At 45.6% G+C, this 13,022-nt stretch carries 12 protein-coding genes and 1 riboswitch; all 12 genes read right to left on the bottom strand.

Annotated elements, in window-relative coordinates:
- Nucleotides 1-12: 12 nt before the first annotated feature.
- Nucleotides 13-810 (bottom strand): DUF2189 domain-containing protein, encoded by a 798-nt coding sequence (locus MED222_RS07640; protein WP_009847692.1) that lies wholly within the window; start codon nucleotides 808-810, stop codon nucleotides 13-15.
- A gap of 240 nt (nucleotides 811-1,050) precedes the next feature.
- Entirely contained in the window at nucleotides 1,051-2,355 is a 1,305-nt protein-coding gene (locus MED222_RS07645; RefSeq protein WP_009847691.1) for a cobyrinate a,c-diamide synthase, read from the bottom strand.
- 2 nt (nucleotides 2,356-2,357) lie between these two features.
- Nucleotides 2,358-3,428, bottom strand: a complete 1,071-nt coding sequence (locus tag MED222_RS07650) for a threonine-phosphate decarboxylase (protein ID WP_009847690.1) — start codon at nucleotides 3,426-3,428, stop codon at nucleotides 2,358-2,360.
- Nucleotides 3,429-3,466: 38 nt separating this feature from the next.
- On the bottom strand, nucleotides 3,467-4,429 hold the full coding sequence (gene cbiB / locus MED222_RS07655) for an adenosylcobinamide-phosphate synthase CbiB (protein WP_009847689.1): 963 nt from the start codon (nucleotides 4,427-4,429) through the stop codon (nucleotides 3,467-3,469).
- 79 nt (nucleotides 4,430-4,508) lie between these two features.
- Nucleotides 4,509-5,321: a precorrin-4 C(11)-methyltransferase gene (gene cobM, locus MED222_RS07660; RefSeq protein ID WP_009847688.1), complete on the bottom strand. Its 813-nt coding sequence runs from the start codon at nucleotides 5,319-5,321 to the stop codon at nucleotides 4,509-4,511.
- Between the two features lies 1 nt (nucleotide 5,322).
- On the bottom strand, nucleotides 5,323-6,162 hold the full coding sequence (gene cobJ / locus MED222_RS07665) for a precorrin-3B C(17)-methyltransferase (RefSeq protein WP_009847687.1): 840 nt from the start codon (nucleotides 6,160-6,162) through the stop codon (nucleotides 5,323-5,325).
- A 2-nt stretch (nucleotides 6,163-6,164) separates the two neighbouring features.
- Nucleotides 6,165-7,007: a sirohydrochlorin cobaltochelatase gene (locus tag MED222_RS07670; RefSeq protein ID WP_009847686.1), complete on the bottom strand. Its 843-nt coding sequence runs from the start codon at nucleotides 7,005-7,007 to the stop codon at nucleotides 6,165-6,167.
- Nucleotides 7,008-7,133: 126 nt separating this feature from the next.
- Nucleotides 7,134-8,738 (bottom strand): cobalamin biosynthesis protein, encoded by a 1,605-nt coding sequence (locus MED222_RS07675; protein WP_009847685.1) that lies wholly within the window; start codon nucleotides 8,736-8,738, stop codon nucleotides 7,134-7,136.
- Entirely contained in the window at nucleotides 8,738-9,568 is an 831-nt protein-coding gene (gene cobI / locus MED222_RS07680; RefSeq protein WP_009847684.1) for a precorrin-2 C(20)-methyltransferase, read from the bottom strand. Before cobI ends, MED222_RS07675 begins: the two co-directional genes overlap by 1 nt.
- Nucleotides 9,569-9,634: 66 nt before the next feature.
- On the bottom strand, nucleotides 9,635-10,933 hold the full coding sequence (locus tag MED222_RS07685; RefSeq protein WP_009847683.1) for a bifunctional cobalt-precorrin-7 (C(5))-methyltransferase/cobalt-precorrin-6B (C(15))-methyltransferase: 1,299 nt from the start codon (nucleotides 10,931-10,933) through the stop codon (nucleotides 9,635-9,637).
- Nucleotides 10,930-11,589 (bottom strand): precorrin-8X methylmutase, encoded by a 660-nt coding sequence (locus MED222_RS07690; protein ID WP_009847682.1) that lies wholly within the window; start codon nucleotides 11,587-11,589, stop codon nucleotides 10,930-10,932. Before MED222_RS07690 ends, MED222_RS07685 begins: the two co-directional genes overlap by 4 nt.
- A gap of 20 nt (nucleotides 11,590-11,609) precedes the next feature.
- Nucleotides 11,610-12,794, bottom strand: a complete 1,185-nt coding sequence (locus tag MED222_RS07695; RefSeq protein ID WP_009847681.1) for a cobalt-precorrin-5B (C(1))-methyltransferase — start codon at nucleotides 12,792-12,794, stop codon at nucleotides 11,610-11,612.
- Nucleotides 12,795-12,888: 94 nt separating this feature from the next.
- Nucleotides 12,889-13,019: riboswitch (cobalamin riboswitch) on the bottom strand.
- Nucleotides 13,020-13,022: the final 3 nt, after the last annotated feature.

The following is a 13,022-nucleotide window of genomic DNA, read 5'->3' as shown; positions in this document are numbered from 1 at the left end:
TCGTGAAACGATTTAAACGTGATGTTTCTTTTTGATGACTTCGTGGTAAGCATGCCATGTTCCGTAACCAAGTAATGGCATCGTTACAATCATCCCCACACCGTAGGTCGCGAAGCCGACTAAGATACCAGTACCAATGATACCAGCCCAAACGACCATCGCAGGGATGTTTGATTTAACAGCGTTGAAGCTAGTAAAAATCGCACTCATTACATCTACACGTCTCTCCATCATAAGTGGAATTGAAAATGCTGAGATACTAAATATCAGGCTAGCGATAACAAAACCAATTACAGACCCTGTAATTAAGAAGGGAGCAAATTCGGTCAATGGTGCCCCTTGTACTGAAGGGTAAAGTGCGTGCAATAATGCAGCGATACGCATCCAGAAAATCATCGCAACCATTAATACAATCGCAAACGCCCATTGGTGGGTTGAGTTGCGTGTGATGGCTTTCATCGAGTGCAGTAGGCTAGCGTTGTGCCCCTTTTCTCTTTCCCAGGCTGCGTCATATAAGCCTAGGGCAAGAAACGGCCCTATCAGCATGTACACAATCAAGCTTGGCATAACGACTAAATGTGTTCCTTGCCATTGGACAAGTTGAACAATGGCGATGGCCGCACCCATAAAGCACAAACCGTAAAATGCGCTGATTAATGGCATTCTCACTAAGTCGTGCAGAGCAAGCGACAACCAATGAAAGGGCGCTGAAATGCTCACCTGATTACATGGTATTGTACGAGCGTATTCTGAGTCTTTGATTTCTTTTTGTTTATCGTCGAAGTCTTGTGTATTCAATGTACGAGGCATAGATCCTCCTTGATCGGTTTTCTACCTGCGCTGCAGTTAAATTGCAGCGAACGAAACTCGATGCCCGACTTGGCGACGTCTTTGATGTAAGCGCGCATCAGCTAAAAAGTTCACGAAACAAAGTCTGATCTTGATTTGTTCGTTAACATTATTTTAACTATTGACCGTGAAGCGGCAAATATCAACTTTTGACAGGCTGTTCTTAGTCGAAGCGTTCAAGGCGTATTTTTTCGCCCATACTTAATAAAGTGCTCCTTTGAATATTTTCGCTACCAAATCAGGGTTATACGGGAAGTACCAATGTGCATAAGAAGCGATGGTGCTTTGTTTTATCCAAACAGGATCGGTTGGCCTACCATATTGAGATTCAGGTTGAGTTAGCACGGTTTCTTTACTGTCTGTTTTTGAATAATGGAAAGTATGACCACGCAGCATTTGACCATTGAAATTAGCTTCTAGGATCCCTAGCGCGGCTAGCTTTTTCTGCATAGTCGCTTTGGCATTTAACGCGCCAACCATGTTTTCTGTTTGGCTTTCTGTATCAGTCAATGCTTTGTTGAGGTATAGCATGCCACCACATTCGGCTAGGCAAGGTTTTCCTTGTTCAATGTGTGTGATGATTTGCTGCTTCAACGCATGATTGAGCGCTAGCTTATCCATATGTAATTCAGGATAACCTCCTGGTAAATACAAAGCGTCACACACTGGTAAATCATCATGTGCAAGCGGTGAGAAAAATGACAGTTTTGCCCCCAATTCGATCAACAAATCAAGGTTGGCTTGATACAAGAAAGCAAAGCTATTATCACGAGCTACTGCAATTGTATGACCAGTCAATGATTCATGTCTGGCTGGTAGTGCTTGCTTTGGTTTTTCAAATGCTTGTGCTGTTGGTAATGGGATATCACCATGTTCTAGTAGTAGCTTGGCTGCGTGATTAAGTCGCTCTTCTATGTCATCTAACTCTTGTGCTTGTACTAAACCTAAGTGGCGTTCTGGCAGCGACAAATCCATGTCTTTTGGTAACCAACCACAAAACTCGGTTTCAGGTTTTAGGCTTTCTTTTAGCATTTCAGCGTGACGTTCAGAACCTACGCGGTTTGCAACTACACCAAATACATCCACGTCATCACGGAATGTCGATAAGCCATTTACAATGGCTCCAAAGGTTTGTGCCATTGCGCCAGCATCGACAACAGCTAACATCGGAAGGTTAAATTTAGCGGCAATATCAGCACTTGAGCATTTGCCATCAAACATACCCATTACGCCTTCAATTAGAATCACATCCGCTTCTAGGGCTGCTTGATAAATTAAGTGTTGGCATTCCGCTTCACCACACATCCACAAATCCAATTGGTAAGTGGGTGTATCTGATGCAATAGATAGAAATTGTGGATCAATAAAATCAGGCCCAGTTTTGAATACTCGAACTTTCTTTCCTTGTTGAACCAAAGCTCTTGCTAGAGCGGCGACCACGGTTGTTTTTCCGCTTCCAGAAGAAGGTGCGCCTACCACTAGGGCAGAACAATAAGCTGTAGACATAATTATTCCTTGAGTTGTTCGAGTGCGCGAGTGAGCGCTTGCCATTGTGATTCGTTGGCGGGTAACCCGAAACGAAGTGCATCGTTTTCATCACAATGACGAGTAAAAACCCCTAACTTGGCGAGCTGATGGTGCCATGATGCCGAATCTGAAATTTCAACTCGGTGAAAGAGTATCTGTGATGTTATTTTTACCGAGCCCGCCATTTGGCCAAAATGTAGTTGTAAGAGTTGGTTCATACGCTGAGCCTCTTCATGTAGGCGTTGGCGGTTTTTCTTTTGCCAATTGGAGTTGAGTAAGGCATGTGTGGTGACATAGCGAGTTGGGCCACTGAGTGTCCAAGGTCCAAGGTGTTGTTTAAGAATATTTAAACGCAATGGCGAGGCAAAACAAAAGCCTGCGCGAATCCCTGCCAGCCCAAAAAATTTACCCACTGATCGCAGGACTATTAGATTGTCAGGTACTCCTGTTGGGAAACTTGGTAACACTGAAAGCTCAGGAGTACAGTCTACAAACGCTTCATCAATCACGAGCGTTGAATGATCTTGGATATGATTTAGCCAAGTCAGTACTTCACTTGGTGGCACATTCAGTGCGGTTGGATTATTGGGATTAATCACTACGACCACGTCTGCCGTTTTCAGCTGTTCGATTGTCGGTTTGTGTAGGTAAAAGTCGAATATGACGGCTTGTATGCTTTGTTCTGCGTACTGCTGCCACGCATGTTGATGTTCTTTGTAACCCGTATGAGGCAATAGGATGTACGTCAATGTTGGCTGTGTCTTTGCAATCATATGAGGTAGCGATTGAATGGCTGCCTGACTGCCAGCTACGGGTAACAAGGCATCACTTTGATAGTAGGTTTGCGCGGCTGTGATTAAGCCATCATCGTCTTCTGGTAGCCGATTCCATACCGATGCAGGGATTTCAGGTATAGGGTAGTGGTGCGGGCTTACTCCAGTTGAAAGGTCGACCCATTGTTTGATTGGCCTTTGATAGCGCAATGAAAACTCGATTAACTTACCACCGTGATGCGGAAGTTCGTTTGAGGTTGAGTGTTGTTTAATCGTCATTAGCGTACTTAAAGTAAAGAGTTAAAATAGACATGAAATCAAAATAAACAAAGAGTTAAAAGAGAAAGCAGTAGCATTACGATGGCCCAAAGCACACTGGTTTTTTGGACCAAAGATATGGCTCGTGGAATATCTTCTAAAGTCGCAATATTACCTTTTCCCATCGGACGTTTTTTCACAAGTTTTCCGTGGTAATAAGTATCGCCACCTATGATGATTTGTAGTGCGCCGGCACCTGATGTCATTACGGGGCCACCGTTTGGACTCGAGCAATGTTTAGCTTGTTCTTTCCAGCATTTCAGAGCCAACTTAGTGTTGCCTAAAAGGCTGTAGCTAAGTGCGGTTAAGCGCGCAGGTGCCCAGCCCATCACATCATCTACTTTTGCTGCCACATAGCCAAATTCTAGCCAGCGTTCATTTTTGTAGCCCCACATCGCATCAAGTGTGTTCACTAATCGGAACAGTAATGCCCCTGGAGCCCCAAGCAGTGCAAACCAAAATAGAGTGCCGAAGATCGCATCGTTACCATTCTCTAATACCGACTCAATCGTCGATGACGTGATCTGGCGTTGATCCATGGCTTCAGTATTACGGCTAACGATCCAACCGACTTTCTCTCGCGCTAAATCAAGATCACCTTGGCTCAGTGGCTGGTGGATCCACTGGGCGTGCTCAAGCAGGCTACGTTGACCTATCGCGATATACAGAACCACGATATTAAATAGCCAAACGCCTAATGTGTTCCCCATGCTTAGTAGCGTATGTTGTAGCCAAAAGCTGAGTAAGCACAATGGAACAGTCGCAGTTATCCACGCGATCAAACCTGAGAGTTTAGTGGCTCGGTTTAACAGCTTCTCGATTTTCTGAACCGCATTGCCAAAACCGATCAAAGGGTGAAATCGTTTAGGCTCACCCAATAAGTGATCAAGCACCAAAGCGGCGATCATCATTAGCGAGATCGCTAAACTTGAATAACCAAAATTTAAATCAAAAAAGATCATTATGTCTGCCAAATAATGCTGCTGACTGGATAGTGAAAATGAATAAACGCACAAACCAGTCAACAGCTAATGAGCGAGGTTAGTCTGCGCTCTTATCGTCTTCCAATGTTCCAGTTTCAGCTACACCCTCTTCAACGACACGTGCTTTTCGGCAAGCGTGTGAGAAGGTCGGATCGTAGAGTTTAGAGTCAACAAAATCATTGTCGCCTAGCACTTTACTGACGATGATCATCGCGGTGGAGCGAATCCCTTCATCATGCATAACTTGGGCGATCGTACCCAATGTAGCACGAAATATTCGCTGTTCAGGGTGGCTGGCTTTTTCAACGACAGCCACTGGCCAATCTTGCGGGTAAACATCCGATAATTCACGAACCACTTTACGAATCAATGTTGCACTAAGAAATAAACACAGTGTTGCTTCGTGAGAGGCAAGGGCTCGTAGATTCTCTTTTTCAGGAACAGGCGTTCGACCTGATGCTCGGCTAAGAATAATGGTCTGGCACTTTTCAGGTAGCGTCAGTTCTTGGCCAAGAGCAGCGGCACTCGCTTGGAAAGAGGACACGCCCGGAACCACTTTCCAATCAATGCCAAGTTCGTTCAAGCGACGTGTTTGTTCTGCAAGCGACGAGTAAATCGAAAGATCGCCAGTTTGAACGCGTGCAACGTTTTGACCTTTTTCGTGTGCGGTTAGGTACACATTGGTCAGATCATCAAGATCCATGTCAGCAGAGTTATAAACCAAAGCGTCTGGATGAGCGCGATCGATAACGGCTTTTGGCACTAAACTGCCTGCGTAAACAATCACAGGACACTCTTCAACTAAGCGTGCGCCTTTCACTGTGATTAAATCAGGGTCACCCGGCCCTGCGCCGATAAAAAATACCGTCATACTAGTTTGCCTCTTCCGTCACTGATTCTGTTTTAGGTTCAACTTTTAATGAATGGCCACGTTTTTGACCTTCTAGTACCTTGCCGTCTTTTAGTTGATATTTATTGGTGTAGCCACGCGGTGTTACGATCCAATCACCAAATCGGTAGCTGTTGCTGTTGCCTATCACGACCGCGGCGTTCATACCAAATTCCACTTTGGTGAATTCAGCCAGTGTTGTCAGTGTGACTTTTTGCTCATCACGATACGCAGCATTCACGATAGCAACGGGAGTATTTGGGTCACGATGTTCCAAAAGGATTTCACGTGCAGTTTCAATGTGCTGAGTTCGCTTTTTAGAGCGAGGGTTGTAGAAGGTAATCGCAAAATCAGCCATTGCCGCAGCTTCAATACGTTTAGTGATTACTTCCCAAGGCGTTAATAAGTCAGACAGAGAAATGGTGCAGCTATCGTGACCAAGAGGTGCTCCAACTAAAGAAGCACAGGCGTTAGCTGCAGTGATGCCCGGAATAATATCCAGTTCAACTTGTGCGTTTAATTCTGCGTTTTGCTCCAATAATTCAAGCACTAAAGGCGCCATCGCGTACATGCCAGAATCCCCAGAACATACCAATACGACTTCTCGACCTTTTGCTGCTTCTTCTACTGCGGCTTGAGCGCGGTCCCATTCGCGAGTCATACCACTTTGAATGACTTCTTGAGTGTCGATTAGTGTGCTGATTGATTCTACATACGGTTTGTAGCCTGCAACGACATCTGCATTCTTTACGGCTTGTTGCGCTGCGGGGGTTACTAGATCAATAGCGCCAGGCCCTAAGCCTACCAGTGTTAGTTTTGCCATGATTATTTCTCTTCCTCTGGTGCGCCTAAACGAATTAAGCCTTCTTTAATTTGCTTATCGATAATCTGTAACAGTTCTGGCATATCGAGCATGCAGAACTTGTCACCTTGGATTGGCTCTGCCACTTGAACGTCAGCGTCTTCTGCCAGCATCTCTTTAATTTCTTTAAGATCGTTGATGAAGTGGTTACCCGATACAAGCAGTAGTGGAACTAGATTAAGAAGCGGTCGGCCTTGGCCTGTATGTTGCTCTTTAATGCGGCGAACCATTTCATCTTTCACTAACTTAAATGGCCATGCGCCTTCGAGCGAGCAAGTGAAGTTACGTTGCGATAATTTGCCGAGTAGATCATCACAGTAATGGATCGATTGGTGGCCCGGGTTATCTAACATAGGCGCACCGTGGTGAACAAACACGTTGAAATGATCTTGTGGAGCAAAACGATCATGGAGGGCTGAAAGCAAGTTGGTCGTCAATTGGCTGTGATGCATAATCGCTGGTGTTTGTTCGATACGTGCAAATGAGAACTGCTTGAAGCCATCAACTATTGATGTCATGTAGCGATGTTCATCGGTGGGGAATAGGTACACTGAAACAATCAAAATACGTTCGTAACCTTGAGTGTCTAGATCGGCGAGTACCTGAGGTAGGCTGAAACATGGCGTGTCTTTACGAGCCAGCTTCTTGATCACCATCTTTGAGCTGGTGGCGATACGCACTGGCACATCTGGGTAACTTTGACGTACGCGCTCTGCTAGAGTTTCATAACGTTGTTGTTCTACAACGCTACCAAAGCAGCTCAGTACAATGGCTGTGCCTTGGTTATAATGACGAAGTCGTTTCATAATTGTCGCTGTCCTTATCAAATCTATATCACAAGATAAACGGGTTATCTCATGTTGGTAATGAGGTTAAAGTGAGCTTTGAAATATCATGTTCATAGCTTGCAAAGTATTTGGCCTACTATGTTCCTAAAGCTCAGTGGTGCCGTCTGCATTTTCAATTGGTGCGATAAACTTAGGATCTAAATAAGCTTTTAATGATTTCCGCTCGACTAGATTTGTGAACAAATCTTTCCAGTCTTGCTCGGTAAATTCTTCGATACCTCGAATCCAAAGCCCGTTGTTAACAGGTGTTTCATGTTCTAGTAAACGTTCGTAAATCACCATTGCAGCGCGGTTTCTGCAGGTGCCCGCACAGTGTGTACGGCTTATCTTGATGCGCTGTTCACCGTCGGAAAAATTGAGCGCTTTAAGTACCTGTCTAAGATCGTGTGCAAGGTTTTTACTGCCTTCTTTCGCGCAGCGGCCACCTTCACATAGCAATACGTGATGGCGGTGGTAGAGCATCGGGCGGTTTAAATCGACATGCTTAGGCTTACACTGAAAACCATCTACCACTTCATTACCGTGAAGGTTGATTTTGACGTTTTCATCTAGCCAGTTTTTCCACTTCTTCTTGGCGAGGGGTTCATCGTATTCGATGCGAGTACAAGATAAAGTCATGTTGAAACCGTCTTGTTTGAACTTCCACTTAGGAACCAATAGTTGATCTCGCTGACCGTGCTTTAGCGCGGCCGCTTCAGAAACCGATGATACGCCCGTAATTTTTTTTACGTATTCTGATGGGTTTTCAATCCCTTCAACGCCGTCGAGTTGCTCGGCTGAATAAGTGTGGAAAGGAATTTGGCTTTCAGACGAGAGTTCTAAAATACCTTTTTCATCCGCTTTTAAAGTGATACTGGCGAAAGCTGAAACACAGGCTTTTGCTAGGTTATATTCAGTCAGGAAAACATCGATACCTGCTTTCAATACATGGAAAGGAGTATTGCGGTCACAGCCTATTCCAAGCACAAGCGATTTTGGTCGCCACAGTACGGTTTTATTTTTTAAGTCGGCGTAACCTTTTGGTTGTGCTTCATCTGAAATCAGAACTAAACCATCCCAATCATCAGCACTGATTTGAGAAAGGTCTGTATCGCTTAGTGCTGGGTGGGTCATGATGTGTCTTGGCATGGAACGTTTGTTCTGCCACCAGTTCTGTTCGCCAGCGTGCTGCACTATTAGAATGCGTTTTTCATTTACAACCGCTGCGCTGGTGGCGGTGATCGCGGGTTCGCATTGTGGATCAAGTGTCCAACCAAATGGCGATCCGAGCATATCAACCGACAAACTGCCGGCAGCGTCAGAAGCGGTGGTGATTACAGGAGTCGCGTTGAGTGCTTGTGAGACTTGTAACGCGATCCCATTTGCGCCACCGCGATGACCAGATAGCATAGGGATCACGAATTGGCCGTGATCGTCAATGCAGATCACGCCGGGGTCGGTGCGTTTGTCTTCTAGCAAAGGGCCGATCATTCGGCTGACAATACCCGTAGCAAAAAAGCAGATATGGTGATCATATTGCTTAAATTGAGGAGGAAGAAAACCAGAAAGCGGCAGGGTTAACTCATCGGCTTCTGGGTATTCTTCTTGTCCAACTGGTGCAATAAAGACATCAGCAAACGGAAACGTTTTAGCTAAGCGTTTGGCTTGCCTTGCTCCGTGTAGCGTGATGGCATAAATGGCGATTTTCATTACGCTTTACCGGCAATAGTTTTATCGATGCCATCTTTACCACTATCAGCTTTACCATCATCAAGAACGGCACATTTCTTTGATTCATTAGTACCACGTAGTACGCCACGACGAGCGCGAACAGAAAGCTGAACCATAGAGAAATAACGGTTTTCATTCGGTACATCACGTAGGTCAGAGTAAAGTTCTTGTTTCTCTGTGGTGGCATGCGACACGTAGGTTGCACAATCCAACATATTCATCGACTCAAGTTGAGTGATCAGCTTAGGGATAACGCGACCTGCTTTGATTAGCATGATGGTGTCAAAATCTTCGACTAGCTTTTCTAAACACTCGATACCCCATGTCGCAGGTACAACACAAAAACGCTCCTGACCGTCAGCAAGTGGAATTTTTGTTTGTGATGGAATAGCGGTAACTGAAGTGATACCCGGAATGATCACCGGATCAAGTTCAGGAAGTAGCTCTGTCAGTTCTTCTTGGATGTATGCCCATGTGCTGTAAACCGATGGATCACCTTCGGTTGCAAATGCCACGTCTTTACCTTGCTTTAATAGTTCAACAATTGTGACGGCGGCTTTACGCCATGCAGGAACGTTGATGCTTGGGTCACGCGTCATTGGGAAGTGCAAAAATAGGTATTCGCCTTTCATGCTTTCAGGGCTAACAGAACCCGCTGCAATTTGTTGAGCAAAAGAGTGGTTACTGCCCGCGTCTTTTTCTGGAAACGCGACAATGTCGACGGTGCTGAGTAGTCGGTGAGCTTTAAGTGTTAATAATTCTGGGTCTCCAGTGCCGACACCAATTGCGTACATAGTTCCTAATTTCATCTGTGCTTTCTCTAATTATGTTTTTATTTAATATGTTGAGTGGCGCTTAATTAAAAAATTAAGCGCTTATTTCTGAATAAACGGCTTGGTAAAAATAAATAAGTGAATCGGATTTTCGGATTGATAACGGGTGTAGTGAGCGAGTGGTACGCCTGTTGATATAGAGACCAGTTGAACCTGTGTCGGAGCATTGCTGTCTTTACTCCATTGATGAAGTTCGCAAACTGAATCGACAGTCACTGCAGAACCGATCACAACGCCGCCCGGTTTTATTGCTGACCAACAGAAATCTAAAATGGTGTGCATGTTGCCGCGGCTTCCACCAATAAAAATACTGTCTGGCTGAGGCAAGGTGTCGAGCTGTATTGGGGCTTTATCTCGAATCAGTTGCACGTTGTCGGTACCGTGCGCTCTAAAGTTAGCCTCGACCGACTCATAACATTCTTGGTTTGATTCAATGGTGAAGACTTGTCCTTGATAGCACTGTTTAGCGGCTTCTATCGCAATAGAACCTGAGCCTGTGCCTATATCCCACACCACAGATCTTGGCTGAATACGCATACTTGCTAACGCTAAGTGACGAACGGGCTGTTTGGTAATTAAGCCGCGCTTAGGCATGCGCTTCATGAAGTCATCATCGTTGGCGTATTGGCCCAATTCACCCCACGCATGAGGTAGCGTTCGGTGCAGTACCATTACATTGAGCGTAGAGAAGTCGTCGGAACTTTTTAGTGCGAGGTCTTCGAGAGTCCACTGGCTTATCTTTTCGTCGGTGCCACCTAAGTTCTCACATACCCAAGCCGTCGAACCTTGTTGATTAAAGTCGACTAAGTGTTTCGCAATACGAGCTGGGTTGTTTTGAACATCGGTTAGCAAGCAGTAGCTAGTTCCCCATTGCATTTGGCTTGCGATACCTTTAATGCCATCGTAATGCTGCTTTCTTCCATGTAGTGAAATTGCTTTGGTTTCTTGCCATGCAATGCCGACTCGGCTGCAAGCGAGTTGCATTGAACAAGGGGAGGGAATAAAGCGTACTTCATCATTAGGCAGTTTTTTTAACAACGATTCGCCGATGCCAAAGAACAATGGGTCGCCAGAAGCTAATACGACGACGCCGCCTTCCTCGCATTCATCAAGTAACTTAGCGAACCAAGATTGATAGCCTTCTTGCATCGATAAGCGTTGACCTTTGAATTGGGGGAACCAATCCAATAGTCGGTCGTTACCTGCAACAACGCGTGCAGATTCAACTGCATTAACAGCTCGACTGGTTAGGCTTAAACACCCATCTTCGGGTACTCCGACTACCGTGATAGCCGATTGATAGCAATCGATAAGCTGAGAGTGAGTACTTACATTGTTCATTTTACTGACTCAGCAAGTAGGGCGTGAATAGTCGATACCACTAACGGGCTGCCACCTTTACGGCCTAGGCTGGCAATGTAAGGCACTGTGTTTTGTTCAGTTAATGCTTGCTTCGATTCATCTGCTTTTACGAAACCAACAGGAATGCCAATGATCAATGCAGGTTTTGCTTCGCCTGCTTCTATCATGCGCAATAGCTCAAGTAATGCGGTAGGCGCATTGCCTACACCTATGATAGAGCCGTCGAGTAGGCCGTTATCGCGGGCATAACGCATTGAGTGAATAGCACGTGTTTCTCCTGTCTCTTTGGCCGTGCTAATGACGTCTGGATGACTAATGAAGCACTGTGCTTTATTGCCGTAAGCGTTGAGGCGAGTTTGATTTAAACCTGTCACGATCATGCTGACATCGGTAATGATGTTGGCACCGTTTTTTAAAGCGGTAATGGCAGACTCAATCGCGTTGTCGCTGAATTGATATAATTTAGCGTATTCAAAATCACCCGTAGTATGAATGGCACGACGAACCACATTCCATTCACCTTGATTGAAGTTATGTCCCCCATGGAGAGTTTCTATTTCTTCATCGATGATAGAGAAAGAGTCACTTTCAATTTGACGGCCTTGCTTGGTCATTTGACGCATATCGTTAGTCATGGAGTTTTCCTTGTTCATGCTTATTCATCATGAAAGTGAGTATTGGTATCACTTCCTTTTGAGCAGAGATGTTCTGCTAATAGATCGCCGTTAAAATCGATCAATTTGAATTCAATGCTGACGTGATGTTTGACATACACAGCAGCGTGCTCTGCAGCTTGTTTGCAGAGCAAGGTAAGAAAGTCGTAATTGGGAATCTCTTGGCCCGATTGGGCTTCTTTCCATGTGTCGAGTACGTGGCGGCCTGTGTTGGCTTGGCTAACAGCTTCGGTAAACTCACTCGATGCACCCGATTGAATGGCGAGGTCGGCCAGCAATGAAAAGTCGATAGCTTTACCGGATACGTGAGTCATCATGTGCCCAGCGACCATCTTGCCGAGTTTGCCTATCATGGCGACGACGGTGATTTTGCTTACTTGATAACGTTTTGCTGCGCGCAGTCCGACCCCAACAAAATCACCCGCTTGGATAAAACACATCGAGTCATAACTTGGTAGCATGGCCATCGCTGATTTTTCGGTTCGAGATCCTGTCGTGAGAACCAAGTGGTTTTGGCCATTTTGTTTCGCTATTTGTACCGATTGACGCACTGATGCTGAAAACGCTGAAGTGGAGTAGGGTTTTACCGTTCCGCGTGTCCCGAGAATGGAAATACCACCGATTAAACCGAGTCTTGGCCCAATGGTTTCCTTGGCTCGCTCTTCTCCATCTGGGACGCAAATTTCCAGTGATATACCGACGTGTTTTTTCTGTTGACTGGTCGCTTGGTTCCATTCCAAAGTCACCATATCGAGAATGTTTTTTCGAGGAACGGGATTAATCGCCGCCTGACCGACGGGAAGTTCTAATCCGGGTAGAGTCACACGAGCTACGCCAACACCCCCATCGATGTGAAAACCGGGCTCTGAATGCCAGCGGGCAATACTCTGAATATGGGCTTCGTGGGTACAATCAGGATCGTCCCCTGCATCTTTAACAATGCTGGCGGTCACCGCATCATTGGATGTTTGGATAAACGCAACCTTAAACGTAGCGGGCTCACCATTAGGTAGAGTGATGGAGATATAGTCAGGCTTTTTTCCGGTCAATAGTGTTTGAACTGCCGCTCTGCTTGCTGCAGCTGCGCACGCTCCGGTGGTAAACCCACTGCGGAGATCGGACTTATTTTTGGAACGTTTAACTTTTGTGACCACAGTATTCTTCATCTACGTTTGAGGTATTGACGAATACAGAGCGTTCCCTTGTTAGACAAGGTATGGATGGGTGTTGAGTTTTCCCGCTCGATATTCATGTGTGTCCAGGTATTCTGACTTACGATGTTGAGGTTCTCATTGCGCTTTACTCCTTCCCAAGTCGTGTGACTCAGTGGCTTGTAAAGGGCTCATCGCTTACAGCTGCGGGTACAGTTCAGGAGTTACACCTGATTCCCTGAT

It is taken from the genome of Vibrio sp. MED222 (assembly GCF_000153005.1).
Lineage (GTDB): Bacteria > Pseudomonadota > Gammaproteobacteria > Enterobacterales > Vibrionaceae > Vibrio > Vibrio tasmaniensis_A.
This window is presented reverse-complemented; position numbering and strand designations above follow the sequence as displayed.

Coding starts and splice junctions, on each gene's coding strand:
- cbiB (WP_009847689.1), bottom strand. CDS start 4,429: ATGATCTTTTTTGATTTAAATTTTGGTTATTCAAGTTTAGCGATCTCG.
- cobM (WP_009847688.1), bottom strand. CDS start 5,321: ATGACGGTATTTTTTATCGGCGCAGGGCCGGGTGACCCTGATTTAATC.
- cobI (WP_009847684.1), bottom strand. CDS start 9,568: ATGAAATTAGGAACTATGTACGCAATTGGTGTCGGCACTGGAGACCCA.
- MED222_RS07695 (WP_009847681.1), bottom strand. CDS start 12,794: ATGAAGAATACTGTGGTCACAAAAGTTAAACGTTCCAAAAATAAGTCC.
- MED222_RS07670 (WP_009847686.1), bottom strand. CDS start 7,007: ATGAAACGACTTCGTCATTATAACCAAGGCACAGCCATTGTACTGAGC.
- MED222_RS07645 (WP_009847691.1), bottom strand. CDS start 2,355: ATGTCTACAGCTTATTGTTCTGCCCTAGTGGTAGGCGCACCTTCTTCT.
- cobJ (WP_009847687.1), bottom strand. CDS start 6,162: ATGGCAAAACTAACACTGGTAGGCTTAGGGCCTGGCGCTATTGATCTA.
- MED222_RS07690 (WP_009847682.1), bottom strand. CDS start 11,589: ATGACTAACGATATGCGTCAAATGACCAAGCAAGGCCGTCAAATTGAA.
- MED222_RS07685 (WP_009847683.1), bottom strand. CDS start 10,933: ATGAACAATGTAAGTACTCACTCTCAGCTTATCGATTGCTATCAATCG.
- MED222_RS07675 (WP_009847685.1), bottom strand. CDS start 8,738: ATGAAAATCGCCATTTATGCCATCACGCTACACGGAGCAAGGCAAGCC.
- MED222_RS07640 (WP_009847692.1), bottom strand. CDS start 810: ATGCCTCGTACATTGAATACACAAGACTTCGACGATAAACAAAAAGAA.
- MED222_RS07650 (WP_009847690.1), bottom strand. CDS start 3,428: ATGACGATTAAACAACACTCAACCTCAAACGAACTTCCGCATCACGGT.